The 25,039-nt window shown below is 55.9% G+C and carries 26 protein-coding genes; 14 read left to right on the plus strand and 12 right to left on the minus strand.

Annotation, left to right across the window (positions count from 1 at the left end; genetic code table 11):
* Positions 1–80 precede the first annotated feature (80 nt).
* Complete coding sequence (purF, locus tag HEQ34_RS08290; RefSeq protein WP_296199583.1) at positions 81–1,538, plus strand: amidophosphoribosyltransferase; 1,458 nt, start codon at positions 81–83, stop codon at positions 1,536–1,538.
* A gap of 2 nt (positions 1,539–1,540) precedes the next feature.
* Positions 1,541–2,251, plus strand: a complete 711-nt coding sequence (locus HEQ34_RS08295; protein WP_296199585.1) for an SDR family NAD(P)-dependent oxidoreductase — start codon at positions 1,541–1,543, stop codon at positions 2,249–2,251.
* A 143-nt stretch (positions 2,252–2,394) separates the two neighbouring features.
* Here the strand turns inward: HEQ34_RS08295 and HEQ34_RS08300 are convergent, their stop codons facing one another.
* Positions 2,395–3,792 (minus strand): deoxyribodipyrimidine photo-lyase, encoded by a 1,398-nt coding sequence (locus HEQ34_RS08300; protein WP_296199587.1) that lies wholly within the window; start codon positions 3,790–3,792, stop codon positions 2,395–2,397.
* On the minus strand, positions 3,789–4,748 hold the full coding sequence (locus tag HEQ34_RS08305; RefSeq protein ID WP_296199588.1) for a metal-dependent hydrolase: 960 nt from the start codon (positions 4,746–4,748) through the stop codon (positions 3,789–3,791). The genes HEQ34_RS08300 and HEQ34_RS08305 overlap by 4 nt, the downstream gene beginning before the upstream one ends.
* A gap of 225 nt (positions 4,749–4,973) precedes the next feature.
* On the opposite strand from HEQ34_RS08305, the gene HEQ34_RS08310 reads away from it, so the two are divergent.
* Together HEQ34_RS08310 and HEQ34_RS08315 are read left to right on the plus strand one after the other, a co-directional pair.
* Positions 4,974–5,933 carry an alpha/beta hydrolase gene (locus HEQ34_RS08310; protein ID WP_296199590.1) on the plus strand — a complete coding sequence of 320 codons (960 nt, stop codon included), beginning with the start codon at positions 4,974–4,976 and terminating at the stop codon, positions 5,931–5,933.
* Positions 5,930–6,415 carry an RNA pyrophosphohydrolase gene (locus HEQ34_RS08315; protein ID WP_296199591.1) on the plus strand — a complete coding sequence of 162 codons (486 nt, stop codon included), beginning with the start codon at positions 5,930–5,932 and terminating at the stop codon, positions 6,413–6,415. Before HEQ34_RS08310 ends, HEQ34_RS08315 begins: the two co-directional genes overlap by 4 nt.
* Positions 6,416–6,439: 24 nt before the next feature.
* On the opposite strand, the gene HEQ34_RS08320 is transcribed toward HEQ34_RS08315, so the two are convergent.
* From HEQ34_RS08320 to HEQ34_RS08340, 5 genes are all read right to left on the minus strand, one after another.
* Positions 6,440–6,967, minus strand: a complete 528-nt coding sequence (locus HEQ34_RS08320) for a tetratricopeptide repeat protein (RefSeq protein ID WP_296199593.1) — start codon at positions 6,965–6,967, stop codon at positions 6,440–6,442.
* 35 nt (positions 6,968–7,002) lie between these two features.
* The gene (locus HEQ34_RS08325; RefSeq protein ID WP_296199595.1) at positions 7,003–8,184 is read right to left on the minus strand and encodes an RsmB/NOP family class I SAM-dependent RNA methyltransferase; all 1,182 of its coding nucleotides are present in this window, start codon (positions 8,182–8,184) and stop codon (positions 7,003–7,005) included.
* Between the two features lie 3 nt (positions 8,185–8,187).
* Positions 8,188–9,648: an IMP dehydrogenase gene (gene guaB, locus HEQ34_RS08330; RefSeq protein WP_296199596.1), complete on the minus strand. Its 1,461-nt coding sequence runs from the start codon at positions 9,646–9,648 to the stop codon at positions 8,188–8,190.
* Between the two features lie 54 nt (positions 9,649–9,702).
* Positions 9,703–11,187 (minus strand): M28 family peptidase, encoded by a 1,485-nt coding sequence (locus HEQ34_RS08335; RefSeq protein ID WP_296199598.1) that lies wholly within the window; start codon positions 11,185–11,187, stop codon positions 9,703–9,705.
* Positions 11,188–11,338: 151 nt separating this feature from the next.
* A complete protein-coding gene (locus tag HEQ34_RS08340; RefSeq protein WP_296199600.1) occupies positions 11,339–11,509 on the minus strand; it encodes a hypothetical protein in 171 nt (56 codons plus the stop codon).
* Here HEQ34_RS08340 and HEQ34_RS08345 point away from each other — a divergent pair.
* Positions 11,508–12,422: an SPFH domain-containing protein gene (locus HEQ34_RS08345; RefSeq protein ID WP_296199602.1), complete on the plus strand. Its 915-nt coding sequence runs from the start codon at positions 11,508–11,510 to the stop codon at positions 12,420–12,422. The genes HEQ34_RS08340 and HEQ34_RS08345 overlap by 2 nt on opposite strands.
* Positions 12,423–12,524: 102 nt before the next feature.
* Entirely contained in the window at positions 12,525–12,971 is a 447-nt protein-coding gene (locus HEQ34_RS08350; RefSeq protein WP_296199604.1) for an NfeD family protein, read from the plus strand.
* A gap of 249 nt (positions 12,972–13,220) precedes the next feature.
* Here the strand turns inward: HEQ34_RS08350 and HEQ34_RS08355 are convergent, their stop codons facing one another.
* Together HEQ34_RS08355 and HEQ34_RS08360 are read right to left on the minus strand one after the other, a co-directional pair.
* Positions 13,221–13,673, minus strand: a complete 453-nt coding sequence (locus tag HEQ34_RS08355; RefSeq protein WP_296199606.1) for a hypothetical protein — start codon at positions 13,671–13,673, stop codon at positions 13,221–13,223.
* Positions 13,674–13,711: 38 nt separating this feature from the next.
* Positions 13,712–15,313 (minus strand): phosphoenolpyruvate carboxykinase, encoded by a 1,602-nt coding sequence (locus HEQ34_RS08360; protein WP_296199607.1) that lies wholly within the window; start codon positions 15,311–15,313, stop codon positions 13,712–13,714.
* A 189-nt stretch (positions 15,314–15,502) separates the two neighbouring features.
* Between HEQ34_RS08360 and HEQ34_RS08365 the strand changes: the two genes are divergently transcribed.
* Genes HEQ34_RS08365 through HEQ34_RS08395 form a run of 7 tightly spaced genes read left to right on the plus strand, consistent with a single transcriptional unit; the run spans position 15,503 to position 20,682 of the window.
* On the plus strand, positions 15,503–16,210 hold the full coding sequence (locus HEQ34_RS08365; protein WP_296199610.1) for a response regulator transcription factor: 708 nt from the start codon (positions 15,503–15,505) through the stop codon (positions 16,208–16,210).
* The gene (locus tag HEQ34_RS08370) at positions 16,179–17,759 is read left to right on the plus strand and encodes an ATP-binding protein (RefSeq protein WP_296199611.1); all 1,581 of its coding nucleotides are present in this window, start codon (positions 16,179–16,181) and stop codon (positions 17,757–17,759) included. Before HEQ34_RS08365 ends, HEQ34_RS08370 begins: the two co-directional genes overlap by 32 nt.
* Positions 17,759–18,232 (plus strand): HPr kinase/phosphorylase, encoded by a 474-nt coding sequence (locus HEQ34_RS08375; RefSeq protein WP_296199613.1) that lies wholly within the window; start codon positions 17,759–17,761, stop codon positions 18,230–18,232. Before HEQ34_RS08370 ends, HEQ34_RS08375 begins: the two co-directional genes overlap by 1 nt.
* Positions 18,229–19,194: an RNase adapter RapZ gene (gene rapZ, locus HEQ34_RS08380; RefSeq protein WP_296199615.1), complete on the plus strand. Its 966-nt coding sequence runs from the start codon at positions 18,229–18,231 to the stop codon at positions 19,192–19,194. The genes HEQ34_RS08375 and rapZ overlap by 4 nt, the downstream gene beginning before the upstream one ends.
* Positions 19,191–19,595 (plus strand): PTS sugar transporter subunit IIA, encoded by a 405-nt coding sequence (locus HEQ34_RS08385; protein ID WP_296199617.1) that lies wholly within the window; start codon positions 19,191–19,193, stop codon positions 19,593–19,595. Before rapZ ends, HEQ34_RS08385 begins: the two co-directional genes overlap by 4 nt.
* On the plus strand, positions 19,592–19,870 hold the full coding sequence (locus HEQ34_RS08390) for an HPr family phosphocarrier protein (RefSeq protein WP_296199619.1): 279 nt from the start codon (positions 19,592–19,594) through the stop codon (positions 19,868–19,870). The genes HEQ34_RS08385 and HEQ34_RS08390 overlap by 4 nt, the downstream gene beginning before the upstream one ends.
* Positions 19,870–20,682, plus strand: coding sequence for an RNA methyltransferase (locus HEQ34_RS08395; protein ID WP_296199621.1), 813 nt, complete (start codon positions 19,870–19,872; stop codon positions 20,680–20,682). Before HEQ34_RS08390 ends, HEQ34_RS08395 begins: the two co-directional genes overlap by 1 nt.
* A gap of 2 nt (positions 20,683–20,684) precedes the next feature.
* On the opposite strand, the gene rmuC is transcribed toward HEQ34_RS08395, so the two are convergent.
* The 3 genes from rmuC to HEQ34_RS08410 all read right to left on the minus strand — a co-directional run bounded on the left by rmuC (position 20,685) and on the right by HEQ34_RS08410 (position 23,587).
* Complete coding sequence (gene rmuC / locus HEQ34_RS08400; protein ID WP_296199659.1) at positions 20,685–22,022, minus strand: DNA recombination protein RmuC; 1,338 nt, start codon at positions 22,020–22,022, stop codon at positions 20,685–20,687.
* 63 nt (positions 22,023–22,085) lie between these two features.
* Positions 22,086–22,820 (minus strand): phosphatidylcholine/phosphatidylserine synthase, encoded by a 735-nt coding sequence (locus tag HEQ34_RS08405; RefSeq protein WP_366934854.1) that lies wholly within the window; start codon positions 22,818–22,820, stop codon positions 22,086–22,088.
* A gap of 32 nt (positions 22,821–22,852) precedes the next feature.
* Positions 22,853–23,587, minus strand: coding sequence for a phosphatidylserine decarboxylase (locus HEQ34_RS08410; RefSeq protein WP_296199625.1), 735 nt, complete (start codon positions 23,585–23,587; stop codon positions 22,853–22,855).
* Between the two features lie 152 nt (positions 23,588–23,739).
* On the opposite strand from HEQ34_RS08410, the gene HEQ34_RS08415 reads away from it, so the two are divergent.
* Complete coding sequence (locus tag HEQ34_RS08415) at positions 23,740–24,960, plus strand: NADP-dependent isocitrate dehydrogenase (RefSeq protein WP_296199626.1); 1,221 nt, start codon at positions 23,740–23,742, stop codon at positions 24,958–24,960.
* Positions 24,961–25,039 lie beyond the last annotated feature (79 nt).

Below are 25,039 nucleotides of genomic sequence, written 5' to 3' on the forward strand. Positions count from 1 at the left end.
GATAATCATACGACAAGGGGGAGACAATTGTAACAGCCATGCCTATAGGCGACGCAGCGAAGCGCAGCGGGATTCGATATATGCTGACCACCGACCCTTTTGATGACGACAAACTTCGCGAGGAGTGCGGGATTTTCGGTGTCTACGACACGGAAGGCGCTTCTGCGATGGTGGCACTTGGACTCCACGCCCTCCAACATCGCGGGCAAGAGGCCGCAGGCATCACCAGCTTTGACGATCATGATTTCCACACGCACCGCGCGATGGGCCATGTCGCGGGCAATTTTGACCGTGAAGAAATCATTGGCGGCTTGGTCGGACGATGCGCCATTGGCCATGTGCGTTATTCGACCACTGGCGAAACATCCCTGCGCAATGTGCAGCCTTTATATGCCGATCTTGCCACAGGCGGGTTCGCTATTGCGCACAACGGCAATATCTCGAACGCGATGACCGTGCGCCGTGACCTTGTGCGCCGCGGGTCGATTTTCCAGTCCACATCCGACACCGAAGTGATCATCCATCTGGTCGCGACCTCCGGCTACCGGACGTTGCTCGACCGTTTGATTGACGCGTTGAAGCGCGTTGAGGGTGCCTATTCGCTCCTGTGCCTGACAACAGAGGGCATGATTGCCTGCCGCGACCCGTTGGGCATTCGGCCATTGGTCATGGGCAAGCTGGGCGACACCATCATCTTTGCCTCGGAAACCGTTGCGCTTGATATTGTGGGTGCCGAATATATCCGGTCGGTCGAGCCCGGCGAATTGGTTGTGGTGCGCGGAACGGATATCCAGTCGCACAAGCCGTTCATTCCCATTTCGCAACGGCCCTGCATTTTTGAGCATGTCTATTTCTCACGACCCGACTCAATCGTCGAAGGCATCAGCGTTTATTCGGTGCGCAAGGCGATTGGTGCCGAACTTGCGCGCGAAAATGGCGTCGATGTCGATTATGTCATTCCAGTGCCCGATAGCGGCACGCCTGCGGCCATCGGTTATGCCGAAGCCGCCAAAATCCCGTTTGAACTTGGCATCATCCGTTCGCATTATGTCGGCCGCACCTTCATTCAACCCGGCGACGGAGTCCGCCATCTGGGGGTGAAGTTAAAGCATAATGCAAACAGAAACCTGGTTGCAGGCAAACGCATCGTCCTTATCGACGATTCCATCGTCCGTGGCACAACTTCGCTCAAAATCGTGCAGATGATGCGCGAAGCTGGCGCTGCCGAAGTGCATATGCGCATTGCAAGCCCGCCCACCATGAACAGTTGCTTTTACGGCGTGGATACGCCCGAACGCTCTAAGCTGCTCGCCAGCCGCATGGATATCGAAGAAATGCGACAGTTTATTCAGGCCGACAGCCTTGCGTTCCTGTCGATTGACGGCCTCTATCGCGCGCTGGGCGAAGATTCGCGCCATGCGGACAAGCCGCAATATTGCGACGCATGCTTCACAGGCGATTATCCCACCACCCTGACCGACCATGAAGAGCATGAGGCAAGTGACCTCATGATGCTTGGCGGCCAAAAACGGGCATAACCATGGCGAACGCATTTGCAGGCAAGATTGCGCTGGTAACCGGTGCAAGTCGCGGGATTGGCGCGGCGACGGCGACGGCACTGGCGGCGCAAGGCGCACATGTGATTTTGACCGCACGGACGGCAAAAGACCTTGAGGCTGTCGAAGACGTTATTTTTGACGCCGGCGGTAATGCGACCATCGCCCCACTTGATTTGACCGATGGCGACAGCATATCGCGCCTCGCTATTGCCGTGACGGAGCGTTGGGGCAAGCTCGATATCCTTGTCTTGAACGCCGCAATGCTTGGGACGTTAAGCCCGGTGCCCGCGATTGATGGCGCGGAATTTGCGCGATTGTTCACATTGAATGTAACGGCACAGCAAGTGATGATCGCATCATTTGATGCCTTGTTACGCAAAAGTGACGCAGGCCGATTATTGGCGCTCACATCCTCCGTGGGCGCAACCCCGCGTGCATTTTGGGGCGCATATGGCGCATCAAAGGCCGCGTTGGAAAATCTGGTCGAATGCTATGGCGATGAGGTCAAGAACCTGTCGCAAGTGCGCACTGTTATCGTCGACCCCGGCCGCACACGCACCGCAATGCGGGCGAAGGCTTATCCGGGCGAGGACCCGTCAACGGTCAAAGAGCCATCGGTTGTTGCAGATGCAATCGTGCAGATGCTCAAAACCGAGTTCGCGACCGGGCACCGGTTGGTGGTTGAGGGATAGCGTTACCAATCCAAAATTTGTCATTACCGCGAAAGCGGGAATCCATGGGCTGACGATCCAGTTTAGACCAAGGGTGCCGTTTTCGCGAACAGCTTCGGCCATGGATTCCCGCCTTCGCGAGAATGACAATCGTTGTTGGTCGATTAATCTTTCGTTACAGCGAAAGCCGCCAACGCCCGTTCACGCGCGGCTTTGTGACCAATGATCTTGCGTGGATAGCTTTTCGGGCGCGCGCCATATTCATCTGGGTCGTGGATATAAGGCTCCTGCAACGCCGCAAGTTCGGGCACCCAAGTGCGAATATAACGTGCGGCATCGAATTTCTCCGATTGCGACAATGGCGCCATGATGCGCACGAACATGTTGCTGTCAACACCCGTGCCAGCGGTCCACTGCCAATTGACGGCATTGCTGCCATAATCGGCATCGACCAACGTATCCCAAAACCACTTCTCGCCTTCGCGCCAGTCAATCAGCAGATGTTTGACCAGGAACGACGCCGTTATCATGCGCACGCGGTTGTGCATCCACCCCGTCGCCCATAATTGCCGCATGCCGGCATCGACGATGGGATAGCCCGTCTGTCCCTTGGTCCAAGCAACAAAATCCGCCTTCACCGCCGGATCGGACAGGTCGCGCCAAGGGAGCTTATCGAAGGCATCGCGCGCATTTTTTGCGCCATATTCCGGCATCTGGACAATGACATTTTGCGCATAATCCCGCCAGACCAGTTCTTTCAGGAACACATCCACCGAACCACCCGCCTGCATCGTTGCATGCCAGCACGCAGCGGGCGAAATCTCTCCAAAGTGCAAATGCGCCGACAGAAAGGATGAACCTTCTACAGACGGCAGGTTGCGTTTTTCATCGTAAAATCGGGCCTTATCAACAAACGCCTCGATCCGATCTTTTGCGCCCGCCGCACCCGGCGTCCACATGCGCACCATATCGCTCGACCAATCAGGCTTAGTTGGTAGCAAGCTCCATGCAACGATATCCTCGCTCGCTGGCCAGTTCTCTGGCGTATCGACATGCGTGGGTGGTGCCAATGGCGCTGGCGGCGGCATATGCTGCCACAAGGCGCGCATGAAGGGCGTGTAGATTTTATACTGCCCGCCGCTACCGGTTGTCACGGCCCCTGCGGGCAGCAAATAATTACCATCATGACAGATGAGAGAACAGCCTTCGCCCAATCCGTTCGCGACCGCTTTTTCGGCATTACGCCACCAAGGTTCATAATGGCGGATGCAATGAATGGCCGACGCATTGGTCTCAGCGGCCAATGCGCACAAAATCTCGTCGGATTTGCCCGCCCGCAGGATTAACCTTGAACCCAATTTCTGCAAATCCTGATCCAGCGCCTTCAGGCTATGGTGCAGCCACCAGCGTGAAGCAGCGCCCATTTTGCGATGTTTTGGCGTGTCGTCATCAAGAATATAGAGCGGAATGATCGGCGCGCCACTTGCCAGCGCAGCCGCCAATGCGGGCTGATCCGATAGGCGTAAATCACGACGGAACCAGAGAATCACGGGTGCGGTCATTTGCCCTCATCTCCGATCGGAAAGAACACAGAAAACCGGTCACCAACCATCGGGTCGACAAAGCGTTGGTCGGACACTTTCAGCGTCTTTTTATCGCCCTCGCCAACAATCTGCGCAACGGGCATGCGGGACCAGAACAGCAACGGTGACTGCTCAACGACATTTGCTGCAAACGCCCTCTTATCCTCCACGCCCATATAATGCGCGCGCGCGCTATCATCGACGCGTACATCATCGAACGCGCTGTAGCTGCCCTGCCCATAATATCTGTCGTCGCGCCACAGCATTTCCCGTTTCCAGAATATCACCGGAACCGGGTTTGCGACCACCAAAGCGGGAACAAGATCATGCTTTTGCCGCACCGCCTCCGCCGTCAATTGCTCCGCGCGGTCGGTTATCAGGCCATTAGCCAGAATATACGCGCAGATGGCCGTGAAGCTCACCAACGCCGGCATGCGCCAGTTTTTACCATGAAGTTCACGACGTTGCGAAACCCAGACACCAGCGATCAGCGCAGCCCATAGCCAGATATCAATAATGAACAAGGTATCACCGTAGAACCACTGGCTGGAAAAGGGCTCCAACAACCGAATGCCATAGCTGTTGAACCAATCAAACAACGGATGGCTGAGGCAGCCAATATAGGCGAGCGCCAGCAACCAGCCTTTATGCACTGGCAACCGCTTTTCCGGCCGCTTGCCGCGCTGTGTCTGCCAGCGGTCAAACGCAAGCATGATGCCCCACAGCAACAACGGCAAGACCAACATCGCAATCGGCCCATGCGTTAGCCCGCGCCGCAACGCGAGATGCTGTTGTCCGCCAAGCAAAGTCGCCACGGCGTCAATATCTGGGATGTTCGCCGCGATAATCAGCGTCGGCATCGCAAGGCCAGTTTTTCGTTTCAAACCCATCTGCCCAATAAGCGCGCCGACGAGGCTGTGTGTGAGATTATCCATGAAGCAACTGCTGACGGATTAGGGCCGGAATGGCAATACGGCGTTATCGCGATGCGGACTTTGTTCATGCAAAGTGACGGAGAACGTGCAACGGGGAGCCCGGGTTCAAACAGCCGGTAATGTCTACCGCTTTCGTGTCTTTGTGCGCACCAAATCGCCGCACGACCCAATATGCTGGACCTACCTCGCCAGCCGACCTATGAGCCTTTGAACATGGAGATACAAATGACTGAAACCACGCCCTTTGTCCGCCCTGATGTGGCCTTGTTCCTGCAATTTTTGAATGCCGTTCCCGGCCCTAAATTTTGGGAAGTTTCCGCCGATGAAGCGCGCGCGATAACGACTGCCATGCGTGATGTTGCCGATGCGCCAGTGGGTGAACTTGCCGTCATTCGCGATATAGACATTCCCGGCCCCGCAGGAACAATCCCGGCACGGATTTATGACAACCGCGCCGATCGTGGCCCTGGCCCTGTTATGGTGTTTTACCATGGCGGCGGCTTTGTGATCGGCAGCCTGTATACGTATGAGCCTTATTGCGCCGAAGTCGCGCGATTGCTCGACCTGCCGGTTATCTCCATAGATTATCGTCTATCGCCGGAATATCCCTTCCCCGCGCCTGCGGAAGATTGCGAAGCCGCAACGCGGTGGATCGCGTCTAGCCCGGCGGAATTGGGCCTAAAGGTAACTGGTCTCATCACATCGGGCGATAGCGCGGGCGGCAACCTGACCATTGTGACCAGTATGGCACTGCGCGACAAGCCCGCTGCCGTTCCAGTGCTATTGCAGTTTCCCATTTACCCTGTCGTCACACTTGACCCCGATTGGCCAAGCATGCGCGAATTTTCCAATGGCTATTTGCTGACCGAAGAAGCCATGACCTATTTCGGCCAAGGCCATGCAGCGGTGCCGGGTGACTATCGCTCGGAACCACTTAACTTCCCACAGGAAGGCATGCCGCCCAGCCTGGTGACTACCGCCAGCTTGGACCCCTTGCGTGATCAGGGCCTTGCCTATGTGGAAAAGCTGGAACAAGCAGGCGTTCATGTTCAACATATCAGCGCCGATGGCAATATCCACGGCCATATCAACATTCGCCAAGCCATTCCGTCGGTTCAGGCCGATATCGAAGGCTATGTTAAGGCTCTCAAAAATATGCTCGCCGAAGTGATGCCATCTGTATGACCGCTCCATTGGACGAACTGCCTTACCGCCCCTGCGCCGGCATCATGCTTGCCAATATGCAAGGCAAGATATTCGTGGGGCAGCGCATGGACAGGCCCGAAGGCACCGACGCATGGCAGATGCCGCAGGGTGGAATTGACGACGGCGAAGAGGCAGAGACCGCTGCTTTACGTGAATTGTTCGAAGAAACCGGCGTCCGCGCTGACCTCGTGAACATTCTCGCCCGCAGCAAGGAAGAGCATTTCTACGATTTACCCGACGATATGATTGGGCAGATATGGAAGGGCAAATATCGCGGTCAGCGGCAAATGTGGTTTCTCATGCGGTTCAAAGGTACAGACGCCGATATCAACATTGAAACCGAGCATCAGGAGTTTAGTAGTTGGCAATGGGTGGACGCCCCCCGATTGCCGCAGCTTATCGTGCCGTTCAAAAAGCGGCTATATGAAAATATTCTCTCTGAATTTGCCGACCTGATTTAGGGCCCCGACCCTAAGCCTAAGCGGTCAATTCGCCTTAGGCTCTGGCGTTGCGCCCAATGTCGCTTTCAGGTCAACCGCACTGGCCTGCGCCTGTTCTTTGCGTGACGCCGCGTCAATGGCGCGTGAAAGCCGGGTGACGGAGGCGCAATCGGCGCGGCACACATTGGTCAGACGGGCCATATTCTTGCGTGCCTGTTCCAGCGCGCCTTTTGCAATAAAGGCATCGGCTTGCTCGGCCAAAGCGATCTGGTCGTTAGGATCAATCTCAAGCGCTTCTGTGTAGAGACCAATAGCCTTACCGTTCAACCCTTGGGACTTTACGGCGCGCGCCATCGCGACATAAGCGGCGCGGTTGCGCGGGTCGACCGCGAGCGCGGTCTCATACCAGCCAATTGCGCTATCGACGCGACCAGCGCTGACTTCTTCGTCGCCGGTTTTAACCAAAGCGATTGAGCGCGCATCAACATCATCGTCCGCCCGCCCGCTAATGCTGGCGCTCGACATAATGGCGAACGTAAGTGACAGGGCAATAGTTGCGGGAGAAAAACGCATAATCAGTATCCAAATATTTTTGCCTCGCGACGCTATCACAGCTTTTGGAGCCTCGCGAAGAAAAATCCATCGCTATTATCATGTAACGGTGTCAGCAGCACACCATCGCCATCGGCACGGCCCATAGAAACGCCGGTTTGCACCGTGCGCCAGCCATTATGCGATTTCAAAAACGCTGCCACTTGCCCCTTGCCCTCATTTTCAATGAGCGAGCATACGGCATATACCAAATGCCCGCCACGCGCGACCATTTCCGAACCAATGTCTAACAGCTTGGCCTGTTCATCGACCACACGCTTCAACCGTGCAGCGTCCAAGCGCCAGCGCGTTTCGGGGTTCCGCCGCCACGTCCCACTGCCAGAGCAAGGTGCATCGATCAGCACAAGGTCGCAGCCGCCCTTAAGGTCAGACAGCATGTCCTTCTCTTTATTTGGGTTGAGCAACCGTGTTTCGATATTTGTCGCCCCTGCCCGTGCTGCGCGCGGTTTTAGCTGGTCAAGCCGGTTCCGGTTAGTGTCGGTGGCAATTAAGCGTCCAGCGTTGCGCATCGCAGCGGCCAAAGCAAGCGTCTTGCCGCCCGCACCAGCGCACAGGTCAAGCACAGTGCCAAGCCCCTTGGCCTGACAGGCCTCGACGATGAGCTGGCTACCCAAATCCTGAATTTCAACCTGGCCATTTTCAACCGCAACATGGCTGTCGATCGCAGTGCCGCCAGGCAAGCGCAGCGCAAAGTCGAGCGCTGGCAATATTTCCGCCTCTGGCAGCAACGCGGCAACTTCGTCCCGGCGGGCCTTTAACGCATTGACGCGCAGGTCCATCGGCGCGCGGTCCAGCAAGGATGCCTGCTCCGTTTCATCGACAAGTGCGGAGAATAAAGCCTTTATCCATTTGGGCAAGGCACCCCCCGTCGACCGGGCCTCCGCCGGGTCAATGACTGCTGGGCCATAATCGCTGCCGTCGAATAAAGCGGCCAATTCCGGATCCGCATCCGCCATCGCGGCGAAGGCCGAACGCGCGGTTGCCGGTCGTTTACCAAAACGCCGGATAACACCCCACGCCAAATCACGCACCGCGCGGCGGTCCTTTGACCCCGCATAGCGACGCTCGGCAAAAAAGCGTTTGGCAATCTGATCTGCGGATGCTCCGCCATCGCGGGCCGCAAGGATGATGTGGTCAACCAGCTCAATGGCCGATTGCAGGCGCGCAGCGGGCCTCATGCCTTAACGCGTCGGGTAATTGGGTGCTTCGCGTGTGATGGTAACGTCATGAACATGGCTTTCCCGTAATCCGGCATTGGTGATGCGCACAAACTGCGCGCGTTCCTGAAGGTCGGCGATAGTGCGCGAACCTGTATACCCCATGGCAGCCTTCACGCCGCCCACAAGCTGATGAATGACGTCGCGTGCAGGCCCTTTGAAAGGTACCTGCCCTTCAATGCCTTCGGGGACCAGCTTAAGCTGATCCTTGATATCTTGCTGAAAATAGCGGTCGGCGGATCCGCGCGCCATCGCCCCGACACTGCCCATGCCGCGATAGCTTTTATAAACGCGGCCTTGATACAGGAATGTCTCGCCCGGTGCCTCTTCGGTGCCCGCCAGCAATGATCCGACCATCACCGATGATGCACCCGCCGCAAGCGCCTTGGCAACGTCACCCGATGTCCGCAAACCGCCGTCGGCTATCACGGGAATCCCGGATTTTGCAGCTTCTGCTGCCGCTTCCATAATCGCCGTCAATTGCGGCACGCCAACGCCCGCAACCACGCGAGTGGTGCAGATTGACCCGGGGCCAATTCCGACTTTGATGCCATCTGCGCCCGCATCAATCAACGCGCGGGTGGCGGCGGCGGTTGCGACATTGCCGGCCACAATTTGAACCTCTGGCGCCATACGCTTGATTTCGGCAACGGCAGCGGCAACCATCGCGCTATGGCCATGCGCGGTGTCCACAACGATCAGGTCGCATTCCGCGTCAATTAACGCTTTTGTATACGCCAAGCCCTTTTCACCCACGGTGGTTGCTGCCGCAACGCGCAAGCGTCCGGAGCTATCCTTGGTGGCATTGGGGTATAAAACTGCTTTTTCGATATCCTTGACCGTAATCAGCCCAATGCAATGATAGGCATCGTCGACAACCAACAGCTTTTCAATCCGCCGCTGATGCAGCAAACGCCGCGCTTCTTCTTGTGTGACGGATGCAGACACCGTCGCCAAATTTTCATGCGTCATCAGCTCGGACACAGGCTGCGCAGGATTTTCGGCAAAGCGCACGTCGCGGTTGGTCAATATACCCGCAAGCTTGCCACTCGCCTCGACCACTGGAATGCCGGAAATGGCATTTGCGAGCATCAACGCCTGCGCCTCGGCCAAGGTTGCATCCGGCGCGATGGTGATTGGGTTGACGACCATGCCGCTTTCAAAACGCTTCACCTGACGCACCGCGGCGCATTGCTCTTCGATGCTGAGATTGCGGTGCAAGACACCAATGCCGCCAAGCTGCGCCATGACGATGGCCATCCGCGCTTCGGTCACGGTGTCCATCGCCGATGACAAAACGGGGATATTCAATGAGATGCTTTTGGTCAGCCGCGTGCGCGTGTCCGCTTGGCTGGGCAAAATGTCCGACGCGCCCGGCTGCAACAGCACGTCGTCAAATGTCAGACCGAGGGGAATTTCTTTCATGGGGCCACCGCTTTAAGCTTTGATTCGTGGCGGCCCATGTAAACAGTAACCCTTTTATTCGCCAGCCTTCTTCGATTTATATTTTCGCGTGTCGGCAAAATGGCGGCCAAGCGCAATGTGCAGATCGGTATCTTCGGCTGCACCGCCCAATTCGGTGCTGTCGGTCAACTCATCATTTGGACCATGATAATCACTACCCAAAAATTTCTGCAAGAGGTTCAGGTCGGCGAATGAACCGCCCACCATCAACGCAGGAACACCCTTTTGCGCCAGCGCCCACCCGTCCTGCCGTTGAATGAAGGCATTGGCGTCGTTTGATTCTTCAATTGCACGGCCCGTCTTCTTTGCCACGGTTTCAACCACGGCATCTAACGGCGTTGTTCCCCGACCAATAATCGCCACCTTTGACCCGCGCGGTGCAATCGCAATCGTGTCGACATTTAACGACAATATGATCTGGTCCAAAGGCAGCACAGGTTTATCGGCAAAGGCATAAGCGCCCAGCAAACCGCTTTCCTCTGCTGTGGTCGCCAGAAAATAAATATCGCGGTCATGTTTCTTCTTTGCCAAGGCTTCGGCAACTTCGTTCATCATCGCAATGCCGCTGGCGTTATCAACGGCGCCATTACAAATACGGTCGGGCGCGCCTTCTGGCGCACAAATGCCCAGATGGTCCCAGTGCCCCATGAACAACAACGCGCCGCTATTTTTCTTGCGCCCAGCGATCTTGCCGATGACATTTGAACTGTTGAAACGATAAAGGTCTGTTTTTACGTCAAAATCTGCATCAATGCTAAGCGCTTCGCCCGCATAATCCGCCTGCTTTGCGTTGGCGCGCAACGTGTCCCAATCTTGCCCAGCCGCCGTGACCAGCCCGACAACGAACTCCGTGCTGATGGCGCCCTCCAACGCTGCGCGCTTTTCCCGGGCCTCAAGCGCGATGGGTCGCGACAAAAGCTGACGGCGCAATGTTAGCCAATTGCCTTGGCTATCCCCTACAAAAATCACCGCCTCTGCACCCGCCGCGATTAAGGCTTCGCGCCGCGCTCGGGGTGATTTCATGTTATCGGGCACATTTTCGGCTTCAAATAGAACAATCGCCGCCTTACCTTTGACATCAGCGGCGACCTGACCATTTGCTGTCACGCCTGATCCGGTGAACATCAATGGCAAATTGCTGCGCGCATAGTCCGCTTGCTTACCGATTAGAACAATATCGTCCGAAACGATCCGCAATTTGCGTCCCTTTGCCGTAAAAGCATAAGTAGAACTGCCCTGCCCGCGTTGAATGAGGGGCACCGGGTCAAACCAGCTACCGTCGGCAGCCGCAGGTTTCAGTCCGGCCTTGGCCCATGCTTCGGCAATATATTTTACCGTCTTTGCCTCGCCCGCAGTGCCAGGCTTGCGGCCTTCAAATTCATCGCTGGCGAGTATCTCGATATGATCGCGCAAATCGGCTTCTGTCACCGCCTTGGAAAAAGATGGGCTTGCCGCCAAGGCGACCAGACCGAGGAAAATTGACGAATGGACAAGACGCATGAGGGTTCGCTCCAGACGAAGACACGACGTCACCCGTCGCATGTCGGGCACGTTCTGTCGTCAATTGAACGCCCTACATCCATCAATTCATTCATGCGACCTTTAATTGATCATCGCGCGCCTCAACTCGCCGCAATTTTTGCGACCGCTTTTAGGCATGCGCCAACCCGTCGCCTTGGGCGACAGATTTTGTGACTCGGTCGAGCGTGGCAGCATTAGATATTGTAAAATGAGGTAAATGCTCCCGCCAATATCCGATTTTGCTTGCAACGTCCGCATAATCCAACACAATCTGTGATCCAGCAAACGGGAGGATTTTCATGGAATATTTCTTCGGCCTACTGGCCTTGATCGTCATCATCTTTGTGATGATGGGCGTAACTGTGGTGCAACAAGGTTTTGTTTACACCATCGAACGGTTCGGTCGCTACACTTATGCGGCGCAGCCGGGTCTCACCATCATCATCCCGTTCTTCGACCGTGTCGGCCGCAAGGTGAATGTTATGGAGCAAGTGCTCGACATTCCGGGGCAGGAGATCATTACCAAGGACAACGCCATGGTCGGCGTCGATGCGGTTGTGTTTTTCCAAGTGCTCGATGCCGCTAAGGCCGCTTATGAGGTATCTGACCTGTATAACGCGATCATGCAGATTACGACGACCAACCTGCGGACCGTGATGGGCAGCATGGACCTTGACGAGACCCTGTCGAAACGCGACGACATCAACGGCCGCCTGCTCTCGGTGGTTGACCATGCCACCAGCATGTGGGGCGTGAAGATCACCCGTGTTGAGGTGAAGGACATTCGCCCGCCAGCCGACATCTCCAACGCCATGGCGCGTCAGATGAAGGCGGAGCGCGAAAAGCGTGCGCAAATATTGGAGGCCGAGGGCCTGCGCGCCGCCGAAATCCTGCGCGCAGAGGGTGAAAAGCAAAGCCAGATTCTACAGGCGGAAGGCCGAAAAGAAGCCGCCTTTCGCGATGCCGAAGCCCGCGAACGTGAAGCAGAGGCCGAAGCCAAAGCCACCGTGATGGTGTCCGAATCCATCGCGTCATCAGGCACGCAGGCGCTGAATTACTTCATTGCCCAAAAATATACCGAAGCGATCAGTCAGTTTGCGACATCGCCCAATGCCAAGACCATATTGTTCCCGGTTGAGGCGACGCAATTGATTGGCACGCTTGGCGGCATTGGGGAATTGGCGAGAGAGGCGCTGGCTCCAAAGGACCAATGAGCGCATAGGGGGCGGCAATATGGACCGCCGTTCCCTATTTTGTCATTCCCGCAGGCGTGACAAACGGTTATGAAGATTCACCGAAGGCGCAGGAGTGATAAAATGGCAGAATGGCTCGACACAATATCAACGCACTGGTTCTGGCTATCGCTTGGGCTGATCTTGGGTGTGGCCGAAATGGTTGCGCCGGGTTTCTTCCTGATGTGGCTTGGCCTTGCCGCGTTGATTGTCGGCATATTGGATTATTTCCTACCGATCACCCTTGCCTATCAAGTCGCGATGTTCGCCACATTGTCGGTCCTTACTGTCTTTGCAGGTAAGAAATTTCTGCAGAAAAATCCCATTGAATCCGACGACGTCAATCTGAATGATCGCGGCGCGCGCATGACCGGCGAAATCGTCACCGTGGTTGAACCTATCGCCAACGGCCATGGCCGCGTGAAAGTCGGAGACAGCGTATGGAACGCGCGCGGCCTGGATGCAGCTATGGGGGCCAATGTGCGAGTCATCGGGTCGGACGGCGCGGTGTTGTTGGTTGAGGGCACCTGAGCGGATATTGCCACGCTTGCAATGTAGGATTTGTTTTGAGAGAGTCGGCCGCGTCAGCGCTTTTTGGCGTGGACGCGGTTCTTTGACATCGTGATCTGGTTCTTGTTCAAAGCAAATTGCACCGCTAAATTCATTGGCCTGCGGTTACCTCTTGATGCCGCAACCCGGCCCGTGCGTACAGCCGTTTAGGTGAGACCTTAGTGTGACCTTTGACGCTTTTCTGGGGGTTTCCACGGCCTTCGGTATTATTTACATTTGATCGAGGCCAACAAGGTCAGGCGCAACAAATGTCCGCCTGGCCTGCGCTGAAAATAATAGTTCTTTTGAATAAAAGCGAAGCGGCAAATCTCGCGTTCCCCGCGGGGACAGCAACAATCTGTTGACCGCCTCATAAAGCGGCAGGTCGGTCGCGACTTCTGCCAAATACGCCCCCACCCCCGCAATATACACCTGCGTAATCGTTTCATGATAGCCTTGCGTGTCGTCATTCACGCCGCCGCTGGCGACGTTGTAAGCCGAAATAATTGCGGGCAGTTCGCGCTCTATATCGATATTGGCCCGATGACGCAGTAGCCAGCAGCACGCCGCCAAATGCGCCTCATGCGTCCATGCCGCACGCGGCAAAGTGGCGGCCAACAAACCCTCGCCAATGGCGACGATGGATGCATCGTCGTGAAACAAGCGAATGTCAAAACTGGTCATTTTCCGGACTTCCAACTGGTCCGGCATATCCGGACGCGTTAAGCGGCTTTAGGTGCCGACTGCCTTACGCCTTCATCAACATGATCGGCAAATTGCGCGAAATTATCAATGAATTGTTGCGTCAGCTTTTGCGCGGTCACATCATATTCCGCGCCGTCGGACCATGCCGCACGAGGGTCAAGAATGCCGCTGTCGACGCCTGGCACGGCAACCGGAAATTCAAAGCCAAAGTTTGGATCCTTACGGAATTCGGCATTGTTCAGGCTGCCATCCAACGCTGCGTTCAAAAGCGCGCGCGTGGCCTTGATCGGCATGCGGCTGATGCCGGGCATCGTTGCCTTGCCACCGGTCCAGCCGGTGTTGACCAACCAGCATTGGACGTTGCCCTTGGCAATGCGCTCTTTCAACAAATTGCCATAGACGCTCGGGTGACGCGGCATGAATGGCGCGCCAAAGCAGGTGGAGAATGTCGCCTCCGGCTCCGTCACGCCAATTTCGGTCCCGGCAACACGCGCAGTATAGCCCGAAAGAAAGTGATACATCGCCTGATCAGGCGTTAACCGCGCGATGGGCGGCAACACGCCATAGGCATCAGCGGTCAGGAAAATGATCGTCTTGGGCACGGGACCCATATTCTTTTCCGACGTGTTCGGAATAAATTCGATGGGGTACGAACCACGGCTGTTTTCGGCGAGGCTATTGTCGTCGAAATCCAATTCCCGCGTTTCCGGGTCAATGACCACATTTTCGAGCACAGTACCAAAACGCTTGGTTGTGGCGAAAATCTCCGGCTCGGCCTCTGCCGACAGGCGAATCATTTTGGCGTAGCAACCACCTTCAAAGTTGAATATAGCGGTGTCGGACCAGCCATGTTCATCATCGCCAATCAAGGTGCGGCTGGCGTCGGCAGACAAGGTAGTCTTACCGGTGCCTGACAAGCCAAAAAATACCGCAGTATGACCGTCCGCACCAATATTCGCCGAGCAATGCATCGGCATAACACCCTTTACCGGCAACAAATAATTGAGGATGCCGAACACCGACTTCTTCATTTCGCCCGCATAAGCGGTGCCGCCAATCAGGATCAGCTTTTCGGTAAAGTTGACCGCAATCACCGTCTCGCTGCGGCAACCATGGCGCGCCGGGTCCGCGCGGAAGCTTGGCAAATCGATGATGGTGTATTCGGGTTCGAAACTTGCCAATTCATGCGGCGTCGGGCGCACCAGCAGCGTCCGGATGAACAGGTTATGCCACGCAAATTCGTTGATGACGCGGACATTGACGCGATGCTCAGGCTGCGACCCGCCGAACAGGTCCGCGACGTATAATTTGTCTTTACCGCCAAGCGCCGCAATGAAATCTGCCTTCAACGCTGCGAAATGCGCAGGATCCATGGCTACGTTGGATTTGCCCCACCAGATGCTGTTTTCGGTCTCGGCATCGCGAACGATATATTTATCCTTCGCCGAGCGGCCAGTATGCGTGCCGGTTTTGACAACAAGCGGGCCATCCTTGGCCAATATGCCTTCTGAATTGGCCAAAGCGGCCTCTACCAACGGCGCCGTGCCGAGGTTGCAAAACAGTGTCGCATCCGTGCCAAAACCCTGTTGCGAAAGTGAGATATTCAGTGGTGTCGACATTAAATGCTCCGGCAAAAGTGCGAATCTAGGGCATACGTATGCACTGTGAAGACGCCGCCGGTATACGATGCATCATCGAAGGTCAAATAGGGGACGTATCAATTTACAGGACAAAGGTTATCCACGACAGACTTCGCATAGCATGAGCAATAGATTGAACCCCTGACGTTGCCACCCTATAGTCAGAGGATGAGCGCCAATATCGCCTTGGTTGATGACGACCGGAACATCCTGACCTCTGTATCTATTGCGATGCAGGCCGAAGGATATGTGACGCGGATATATTCGGACGGCGAAACTGCGTTAAAGGCGTTGATCGAAAATCCCGCAGACCTTGGTATTTTCGACATTAAAATGCCGCGCATGGACGGGCTTGAACTGCTGCGTCGGCTGCGCGAAAAAAGCGATATGCCCGTCATCTTCCTAACGTCAAAGGATGAGGAGCTGGACGAGGCACTTGGCCTCGCCATGGGCGCCGATGACTATATAACCAAGCCATTTTCGCAACGGCTTTTGATTGCGCGGGTGAAAGCCATATTGCGACGCGCAACCTATGACAAAGTCGCTGGCAATGGCGAGGCGGAGCCCGAACCAGAACCCATGGTGCGTGGCAAGCTAGAAATGGACCCGGCACGGCACCACGTCAAATGGGACGGGAGGTCGCTTACACTTACGGTGACAGAGTTTATGATCCTTGAGGCGCTGGCCAATCGACCGGGCGTCGTGCGCACCCGCGATCAACTCATGGACGCGGCGTATCAGGACGACGTCTATGTGGACGACCGAACCATTGACAGCCATATCAAAAGGCTCCGGCGCAAATTCCGTGAAATTGACCCTGAATTCACCGCTATTGATACGCTTTATGGGGCCGGATATCGCTTCGCAGACAGCTGAGCCCGCTGATCTGCAGCTGGGATGGAGCCGGGGGTTATCGCTGACCACCCGTATACTTGCCGTCAACCTCTTCGTGCTTGCTCTGCTGGGTGCCGGTCTGTTCTTCCTCGACAGCTATCGCGTCCGGTTAATTGCAGAGCGCGAAAACGCAGCCCGCGTTCAGGCCAGCTTCCTGGTATCCAGCCTGCCCCTTATCACCACGCAAAAGCGGGACGACTATATCGCCAGATTTGGTCAATTGAACCTGTCGCGGATCCGCGTTTACGACCAAGACGGAACGAAAATATTAGACAGCTTTGCTGGCCGACAACCCACTTATGTCTTTCGCGACCCAGACAGCGAACCTTGGCCCAAAATTGCAGCACGCTGGATGGATGTCCTATTCGATTTCCTCGTCGGCGCGGCCAAGCTGGAACGCTTTGTTGAGCCTGTAGAAGATATCCCTTCCGCATGGCCAGAAATTCGCGCGGCAACGCCTTCCAAAGCCGCCTCGATGGTGCGCTTTGCGCCCGACCTGACGCACATGATTAGCGCAGCCTCAACTGCGCGCGACCGAAGCTTTACTGTGCTGACCACCGCCAATGAACGCGACATCCGCTTGTTCGTCCGGGCAGAGCGGTTCAACGTCGGCATGTTCTTCCTTTTTGCGCTTGGCATCGGCGTTATGCTTTCCATATTTCTTGCCCGCACCATCGTCCGTCCGTTGCGCCATCTGGCCCGCGCCGCCATAAAGGTTCGGCTTGGTCGCGCACAAGAGGTTACCGTTCCCCGCCTGCCCTCGCGCCGCGACGAAATTGGTATGTTGGCACGTGCGCTTTCGGATATGAGCATAGCGCTTCGCCAACGGATCGACGCCACCGAAGCCTTTGCCGCCGATGTCGCGCATGAAATTAAAAATCCGCTTGCTTCTCTGCGCTCCGCACTTGATGGCGCAGAGCGGATTGAAGACCCAAAATTGCGTAAACAATTGATGGATGTCGCAAAAGCCGACGTACTTCGAATGGACCGCCTTATAAGCGATATTTCGGACGCCAGCCGGGTGGATTCCCAACTGGCCAAAGCGAAGTTTGAACCTATCGACCTTGGCGACATGATCGAGCAATTGCTTCAGGCACGCGAAGACCGGGGCAGCGACAAAGATGTCGACATTGCCTTTGCACGACCACGCCGGAAAATCGCGACAGTGATGGGTGAGGATGTCCGTCTTGAACGCATGTTGACCAACTTGATCGATAATGCGGTTTCCTTCTCACCGCCCGGAGCAGTCGTCGAAATATCCGCGACGGTTGCCGATGAAGACGTCATCATTCGGATCAGCGATGAAGGCCCGGGTGTGCCACCACAAGAGCGGGAGGCCATTTTCCGACGCTTCCACAGCGAACGGCCAGCGACCGAGAATTTTGGTAAGCATAGCGGGCTTGGCCTCGCCATTGCGCGGACAATTATAGAGGGGCATCATGGACGCATTGCAGTACGCGACCGGGTCGATGGCAAAGGCGGGGCATGCTTCGAAATCGCCCTACCCTGCGCTGCTGCGGCAACGCTTTAATGTCGGACATGGTGCATGGTAGCGCAGTCGCCATTGACGGGAACGGGTTGCTGTTGCTTGGGCCGTCCGGCAGCGGAAAATCAGACTTGGCGCTTCGCCTGATTGACCGCGGAGCAAAGCTGATCTGCGACGATATATTACACATCGAAAGCTGCAATGGTTTGCCACAACTGACCATTGCGCCAAATATAGCCGGAAAAATAGAAGTGCGTGGCATTGGGATATGTCCCATTGATTTCGTCGATTGCGCACCACTGCGCCTCATCGTACAATTCACGCAGGACGTGGACCGCATGCCGCCAGAGCATCAGAGCATAACCATAGCCGGTTACTCCGTGCCCATGTTCAAGCTGGACCCATTTCAGGCGAGCAGCGCATTAAAGGTGGAATGGGCGCTCCGGTCGGTCATTGACGCTGGGTTGCACCCGGTGGCAAACGCCGATGCCACGTCGAATGAAAGCGTAACAATGTGACCCAGAACACAGCCCCCGAACCGCAGAAAATCCTGTTGATTACCGGTGTGTCCGGCGCAGGTAAGACAACCGCGCTTAAAACGCTGGAAGACCTGGGTTGGGAAACGGTCGACAATTTCCCGATTAAGCTGGCAGGCCAGTTGCTTAAAATTCCCGCATCGGGCGGTGAAAATGGACCAAATATTCCGCTGGCGCTGGGCTTTGATAGCCGGACACGCGGTTTTGATGCCGAGGCGTTGATTCGGCAAATCAGGAAACTGCAGGCGCAAGCTAACCTTGAAATAATGACGCTGTTTTTGGATTGCGCAGGCGTCGAGATCGAGCGCCGCTACGCGGAAACCCGCCGCCGTCACCCGATGGCGCAAGACCGGCCTGCGATGGACGGCATCGCCATTGACCGGGCCGTGATGGAGCCATTTCGCCGATGGGCGGAGGCCGTCATTGATACAAGCAAGCTGTCGGCGCATGATTTGCAAGTCGTCATCCGCGAAAGGTTCAGCAGCGATACGTCTCTGCACTCAAATATCACGGTATCAAGCTTTGGCTTTTCGCGCGGAGTCCCGCACAATGCCGACCTGGTATTCGACTTGCGTTTTTTACGGAACCCGCACTGGGACGGCAATTTGCGACCCCTGACGGGGTTGGATGGGGCGGTTGCCGATTATGTTGCCGCCGACCCGAAATATGATGAAGCCATGCATAAAATCCGTGACCTTCTGCGGTTCCTGCTGCCGCTCTATGACACGCAGGGTAAGGCTTATATAAATATCGCCTTTGGGTGCACGGGTGGACGGCACCGGTCTGTCCATGTTGCCGAAACTTTTGGCGCTTGGTTGCGTGAGGATGGCTTTGCCTTGAAGGTGGCACATCGCGATCTGACATTAAGACCGATTGACGCGCTGGAAGAGCCTGCTAACGGCGCAGACAGATTAACGTCGCGACAAGGCAGCAACATCACATGATCGGTTTGATTTTAGTCACGCATGGGAAACTGGCGAACGAGTTTCTTGTCGCGCTTGAACATGTTGTGGGGCCACAAAAGGACGTTGCGACCATCTGCATCGGCCCGCATGATGATATGGAAGCGCGACGCAATGAAATCGCGGCTGCTATCAAAAAAGTCGATACAGGCAAGGGCGTCATCATCCTATCCGATCTGTTCGGCGGAACGCCTTCAAATCTCTCCATTTCCTTGCTCGATAGCGGACGCGTTGAAGTCATCGCTGGCGTGAACCTGCCCATGCTCATCCGCCTGGATAGCGCGCGCAAAAACCTGGACGTGAAAGACGCGGTCGCTGCCGCACGTGAAGCGGGACGCAAATATATCAGCGTCGCTTCTGAAGTGCTTGAAGCTTCACGATGACGCGGATTAGCCGCCCGGTCACTATCGTTAACGTAAAAGGCCTCCACGCCCGCGCCAGCGCCAAATTTGTGACGTTCGTGTCCCGCTTCCCCGAAGGGATCAGCGTTGAGGTCGAAAAGGATGGTCAATCCGTGACTGGCACGTCCATCATGGGCTTAATGATGCTGGGCGCGGCGAAGGGTAGTGAAATTATCATTCATGTCCAAGGTGAACAGGCCGAACTCGCCATTGAAAAGCTGGTTGGGTTGGTTGTCGACGGTTTTGGCGAAGATTGATGCGTCGTGAAATTACCGGATTTTCCAATCCGCTATTAAAGGAAATACGCGGGCTTCGTGAAAAGAAGCTCCGTAAACGCGCTGGGCTTTTCCTTGCCGAAGGGCTGCGCATTATGACCGAAGCGCGCGAGGCGGGATTTCTTCCCGAAATGCTGTTTCGCGTTAAAGACCGACCCGTACATGACCTTGAGGTGGCTTTAGAGGCCGATGTTCTGGCCAATAAGGGCGACGTAATTGAAACCAGCGCCGAGATCATGGCGAAACTGTCGGGCAAGGACAACGCCCAGGCCGTGGTTGGCGTCTATCGGGACCATGGGACTGCTTTGGGGGATATAGACCGGAGCAGCGCGCCAATCTGGCTTGTGGCACAATCGATGCGTGATCCGGGTAATCTTGGCACGATGCTGCGCACGGGCGATGCCGTGGGGGCTGGCGGACTAATCCTGATCGATGATTGCACGGACCCATTTTCTGTTGAGTCCGTCCGCGCCAGCATGGGCGCAATTTTCACGCAAAAGGTCGTGCAATGCCGGTGGGAAGAATTCACCGCTTGGTTGCGGGCGGGCGCAGGCCAATTGGTCGGCACCAGCCTGCAAACCGACACCGACTATCAAGCTGCCCGCTACCACGCGCCATGCTTCATCCTGACGGGTAATGAGGCGCAGGGCCTGCCGGACGATTATGAAACCGAGTGCGACCTGCGCGTCAAAATGCCGATGCGTGGCAAGGCGGACAGCTTAAACGCGGCGGTCGCGACCGCAGTGATGGCCTATGAGGTTCTGAACCAGTTTCGGCATTCAGAAGCCGGCTAGCCTCAGACATTAGCTTCGCGTTGGTCCTCAATCGGTGGCGACGAAGGCGTTTCGCCATCGCCATAACGTGGCAAAGCCTCGACCATAGGAATATCTTCCAATTCACGCTTACCGGTTTCGATGTTCAAATCGGCAAATTTTCGGCCCGTTGAAATGACATTGCGTTCGAAGCTGCCGACGAATTTATTGTAGTTATTCACCGCCGACGACAGCCCGCTGCCAACCGATTTCAGATGCTGTGCGGCCACCGCAATACGGTCATACATTTCCTTACCAAGTGCCCCGATTTGCTTCGCCTCGCGCGCTAGCCCCTCTTGCTGCCAGACGCTGGCCACAGTGCGGGCAATTGCGACCAAGTTTGTTGGCGTCGCCAGCAGCACTTTCTTATCAAAGGCAAAATCCCACAATTGCGGCTCATGCTCCAGCGCGGCCGCAAGGAAATGCTCACCGGGGACAAACATGATGACATAATCAGGCGCTTCGGAAAATTGATCCCAATAGGCCTTGCGCGATAACCCATCGATATGGTTCTTCATCGATTGGGTGTGGCGCTTCATGGCCACAGCGCGGACATCATCGTCCACCGAATCAAATGCGTCCTGATAGTCGTTCAACGATACCTTGGCATCAATCACCAAGGTGCGCCCACCGGGGACATGGACGATAGCATCGGGCCGCAGTCGCAAACCATCGCCAACATCAATGCTGGTTTCGAGATTAAAATCGACATGCTCAGACAGGCCGCAGCTTTCAAGCACATTTTTCAACTGCTGCTCACCCCAACGCCCCCGTGCCTTGGGCGCATTACGCAAAGAGTTCATCAGCCCCGACGCGACGCTCGATACGCGTTCCTGACCCAATCGCATTTCGCTGATTAACCCCTTCAGGTCGCCATAGGCTTCGGTCCGGTCCTTCTCGATTCTGCCGACCTGCTCTTCATAAGCCTTCAGCTTCTCGCCTACCGGGCCAAGCAATTGCTTCAGCCGCTCCTCATTCTTCTCGCCGGCTTGATGGAAACGTTCATCGGCACGTTGCAGGAACGCCGCCTGCGCTTCGCCCAATAACTTCTGCCCAATCTCGCCAAATTGGGCGGACAGGTTTTCCTTCGCATCCCCCAACGCCGCGATCTGTTCTGCAAAGCTCCGCTCGCGTTCTTCCAAACTGGTTTCAAGCCGCGCCAAGCGGTCCTTGGCGCTATCACGTTCGACTACCACCTGATCGAGCATAGCCCGCAACTGCGTGGTGGTTTCCTGCCCTGCTTTGCCCGTGCGGTTACCCGCAAACCAGCCAAGCAACAGTCCGCCCAACAAGGCAAAAATCACCGCTACAATGACAATCAACGGCTCCAACGGCCACCTCCCAAATTAGAACGAAACTGGAACATAGCCCGTGCGGGGCGGAGGTCAAGTGGCTTCGGCAAAGTCCCGTCGCGACTTCTTAACCCGTGCGTAGCTCATCATGCTCAGCGGCAGCAGGGCGACGTAAAAGACGCCGACACCGATGAGCGCAACCCATGGCGCCGCGACCAAGGTTGCGGTAAACAGACCAACGACCGCCAGCGCCATGAAACGCAGGCTGCGCCGCACCTTAATCGACGACCAGCTATAGGTTGCCACATTGGAAATCATCAACAGCGCGCACAGCAGCAACCATGGCGCAATGAAGCGGTAATCGCGCACCCAATCCGCGCCGGTTTCAAACCAGACCATCATAGGCAACAAAGCCAGCGCCGCGCCCGGTGGCGACGGCACGCCCGTGTTAAACCCAGCGGACTTGTGCGGTTGGTTCTCGGTATCAATCTGTGCGTTAAACCGTGCCAGACGTAATGCCGCACACAGCACAAAGAATACCGATATGGTCCAGCCAAAGCGCGGCATATCCTGCATGACCCACATATATATGACCAAAGCAGGCGTGGCCCCGAAAGCAATCACGTCAGAAAGCGAATCCAGTTCAGCCCCGAAACGGCTTTCCCCCTTCAGCATCCGCGCGATACGGCCATCCATGGCGTCGAGCACGCCAGCAATCACGATTGCGGCAACGGCATTTTCCCAACGGCCCTGCATCGCGAACCATGCACCCGACAATCCGGTACAAAGTGCAAGCGCGGTGACCGCGTTAGGCGCAAGCGCCCGCAAGGATATTCCAGGACGGGAGGACGCTACGTCCATCAATGCGCGACGGCAATCAGGTCTTGGTCAACACCGATTTCGGCGAGAACCGTTTCACCGGCAACGCAACGCTGCCCCTTGATGACGCGCGACGACGTGCCATGCGGCAAATACACATCAACGCGGCTGCCAAAACGGATCAGGCCAACACGCTGCCCATTGGCAACACTGTCGCCTTCCTTCACAAAAGCAACGATGCGACGCGCGACCAAGCCAGCGATTTGGGTGAAACCGATGCGAACCCCATCGCCGCGTTCCACGAGAAAATGTTGGCGTTCATTTTCTTCGCTGGCCTTATCAAGGTCGGCGTTGAGGAATTTGCCCGCGATATACACAACGCGCTTGATGGTGCCGCGAATGGGTGTCCGGTTGATGTGAACGTCAAACACGCTCATGAAAATCGACACCCGCGTCATCGGCTGATCACCAAGACCTTCAGGCCCGCGCAGTTCAACTGGCGGAGGGACTTGTTCGATCAGCGTGACAAGCCCATCGGCGGGTGCCACAATAAACCGCTCGTCGATTGGCGTCGCACGCGCAGGGTCGCGAAAAAAGGCCAATGTCCACACGGTGACGGCCGCCATCGGCCAAGCCAGCGTTTCCCAGGCCATGAAGGCGAAAAACAGCGTTATGCCCGCGGCGATAAGTCCGAACTTGCGGCCCTCGGGATGGATGGGTGGAAACGACCATTTCGCAACCCCGGTGCCCCGGTTTGTCAATTCTTGTCTGCTCATTTGGCTTAGCTAGGGGATGCGCCGCCATCTTACAACCTAAGATACAATTTCAGCCATTTTCAGACAATATTGGGGATGCAGTTGAACATATGGCAAACTTTGCTATGGCACCGCTCAAGTTCCCATCTCCCTAATGGAAAGCGCTTTCTGCCATGGCAAAAATTAAGGTCAAAAATCCAGTCGTTGAGCTTGATGGCGACGAAATGACACGGATCATCTGGGAATGGATTCGTGAGCGACTCATTTTGCCATATCTCGATATCGATCTGAAATATTACGACCTTGGTATGGAGTATCGCGACAAGACCAATGATAAGGTCACCGTCGATTCCGCCAACGCAATCCGCGAATTCGGCGTCGGCGTAAAGTGCGCCACGATTACGCCAGATGAAGCGCGCGTTGAAGAATTCGGTCTTCAGAAAATGTGGAAGTCGCCCAATGGCACCATTCGCAATATTTTGGGCGGCGTGGTCTTCCGCGAGCCAATCGTCATTGATAACGTACCGCGCTTGATCCCGGGCTGGACTGACCCAATCGTCATTGGTCGTCATGCTTTCGGTGACCAATATCGCGCTACGGATTTCCTGGTTCCCGGTCCTGGAACGCTGCGTCTTGTATGGGATGGCGATGATGGGCAGAAAATTGACGAGGAGGTTTTCCGTTACCCGTCGCCGGGCGTAGCGCTCGCGATGTACAATCTCGACGATTCCATCCGCGACTTTGCGCGTGCGTCGTTAAACTATGGCGTGACCCGGCAATGGCCGGTATATCTGTCGACTAAGAACACCATCCTGAAATATTATGATGGTCGCTTCAAGGATCTATTCCAAGAAGTGTACGAAGCCGAATTCGCGGCAAAGTTCAAGGAACTGGGCATTGTCTATGAGCACCGTTTGATCGACGATATGGTCGCATCGGCGCTGAAATGGTCCGGCAAGTTCATCTGGGCATGTAAGAATTATGATGGTGACGTGCAGTCCGATCAAGTTGCGCAAGGTTTCGGCTCGCTTGGCCTAATGACCTCCATACTGATGACACCAGATGGCAAGACGGTTGAAGCCGAGGCCGCGCACGGCACGGTTACGCGGCATTACCGTCAGCATCAGCAAGGTAAGGCAACCTCAACCAACCCGATTGCGTCCATTTTCGCATGGACGGGCGGCCTCAAATTCCGTGGCAAGTTCGACGAAACGCCCGAAGTCACGCGCTTTGCCGAAACGCTTGAAGAAGTCTGCATTCAGACCGTTGAAGATGGCCATATGACAAAGGATCTCGCGATCCTCATCGGCCCGGATCAGGCTTGGATGACCACAGAGCAGTTTTTTGAGCAGGTACGTGCCAATCTCGAAGTGAAAATGGGCAGTTGGATGTAACTCCAGCGCGTTTGAATAGGTGAGAGCGCGGGGGGTAACTCCCGCGCTTTTTTTTTGCCCTACCCTTTCTTTCTCATGC

Origin of the sequence: Sphingorhabdus sp. (genome assembly GCF_023910635.1) — a bacterium.
In the GTDB taxonomy this organism is placed as follows: Bacteria; Pseudomonadota; Alphaproteobacteria; order Sphingomonadales; family Sphingomonadaceae; genus Sphingorhabdus_B.

Excerpts from the sequence above, each read along its gene's own strand:
- purF (WP_296199583.1), top strand. The coding sequence starts at position 81 with ATGCTGACCACCGACCCTTTTGATGACGACAAACTTCGCGAGGAGTGC.
- HEQ34_RS08295 (WP_296199585.1), top strand. The coding sequence starts at position 1,541 with ATGGCGAACGCATTTGCAGGCAAGATTGCGCTGGTAACCGGTGCAAGT.
- HEQ34_RS08300 (WP_296199587.1), bottom strand. The coding sequence starts at position 3,792 with ATGACCGCACCCGTGATTCTCTGGTTCCGTCGTGATTTACGCCTATCG.
- HEQ34_RS08305 (WP_296199588.1), bottom strand. The coding sequence starts at position 4,748 with ATGGATAATCTCACACACAGCCTCGTCGGCGCGCTTATTGGGCAGATG.
- HEQ34_RS08310 (WP_296199590.1), top strand. The coding sequence starts at position 4,974 with ATGACTGAAACCACGCCCTTTGTCCGCCCTGATGTGGCCTTGTTCCTG.
- HEQ34_RS08315 (WP_296199591.1), top strand. The coding sequence starts at position 5,930 with ATGACCGCTCCATTGGACGAACTGCCTTACCGCCCCTGCGCCGGCATC.
- HEQ34_RS08320 (WP_296199593.1), bottom strand. The coding sequence starts at position 6,967 with ATGCGTTTTTCTCCCGCAACTATTGCCCTGTCACTTACGTTCGCCATT.
- HEQ34_RS08325 (WP_296199595.1), bottom strand. The coding sequence starts at position 8,184 with ATGAGGCCCGCTGCGCGCCTGCAATCGGCCATTGAGCTGGTTGACCAC.
- guaB (WP_296199596.1), bottom strand. The coding sequence starts at position 9,648 with ATGAAAGAAATTCCCCTCGGTCTGACATTTGACGACGTGCTGTTGCAG.
- HEQ34_RS08335 (WP_296199598.1), bottom strand. The coding sequence starts at position 11,187 with ATGCGTCTTGTCCATTCGTCAATTTTCCTCGGTCTGGTCGCCTTGGCG.
- HEQ34_RS08345 (WP_296199602.1), top strand. The coding sequence starts at position 11,508 with ATGGAATATTTCTTCGGCCTACTGGCCTTGATCGTCATCATCTTTGTG.
- HEQ34_RS08340 (WP_296199600.1), bottom strand. The coding sequence starts at position 11,509 with ATGAAAATCCTCCCGTTTGCTGGATCACAGATTGTGTTGGATTATGCG.
- HEQ34_RS08350 (WP_296199604.1), top strand. The coding sequence starts at position 12,525 with ATGGCAGAATGGCTCGACACAATATCAACGCACTGGTTCTGGCTATCG.
- HEQ34_RS08355 (WP_296199606.1), bottom strand. The coding sequence starts at position 13,673 with ATGACCAGTTTTGACATTCGCTTGTTTCACGACGATGCATCCATCGTC.
- HEQ34_RS08360 (WP_296199607.1), bottom strand. The coding sequence starts at position 15,313 with ATGTCGACACCACTGAATATCTCACTTTCGCAACAGGGTTTTGGCACG.
- HEQ34_RS08365 (WP_296199610.1), top strand. The coding sequence starts at position 15,503 with ATGAGCGCCAATATCGCCTTGGTTGATGACGACCGGAACATCCTGACC.
- HEQ34_RS08370 (WP_296199611.1), top strand. The coding sequence starts at position 16,179 with ATGGGGCCGGATATCGCTTCGCAGACAGCTGAGCCCGCTGATCTGCAG.
- HEQ34_RS08375 (WP_296199613.1), top strand. The coding sequence starts at position 17,759 with ATGTCGGACATGGTGCATGGTAGCGCAGTCGCCATTGACGGGAACGGG.
- HEQ34_RS08385 (WP_296199617.1), top strand. The coding sequence starts at position 19,191 with ATGATCGGTTTGATTTTAGTCACGCATGGGAAACTGGCGAACGAGTTT.
- HEQ34_RS08390 (WP_296199619.1), top strand. The coding sequence starts at position 19,592 with ATGACGCGGATTAGCCGCCCGGTCACTATCGTTAACGTAAAAGGCCTC.
- HEQ34_RS08395 (WP_296199621.1), top strand. The coding sequence starts at position 19,870 with ATGCGTCGTGAAATTACCGGATTTTCCAATCCGCTATTAAAGGAAATA.
- HEQ34_RS08410 (WP_296199625.1), bottom strand. The coding sequence starts at position 23,587 with ATGAGCAGACAAGAATTGACAAACCGGGGCACCGGGGTTGCGAAATGG.
- HEQ34_RS08415 (WP_296199626.1), top strand. The coding sequence starts at position 23,740 with ATGGCAAAAATTAAGGTCAAAAATCCAGTCGTTGAGCTTGATGGCGAC.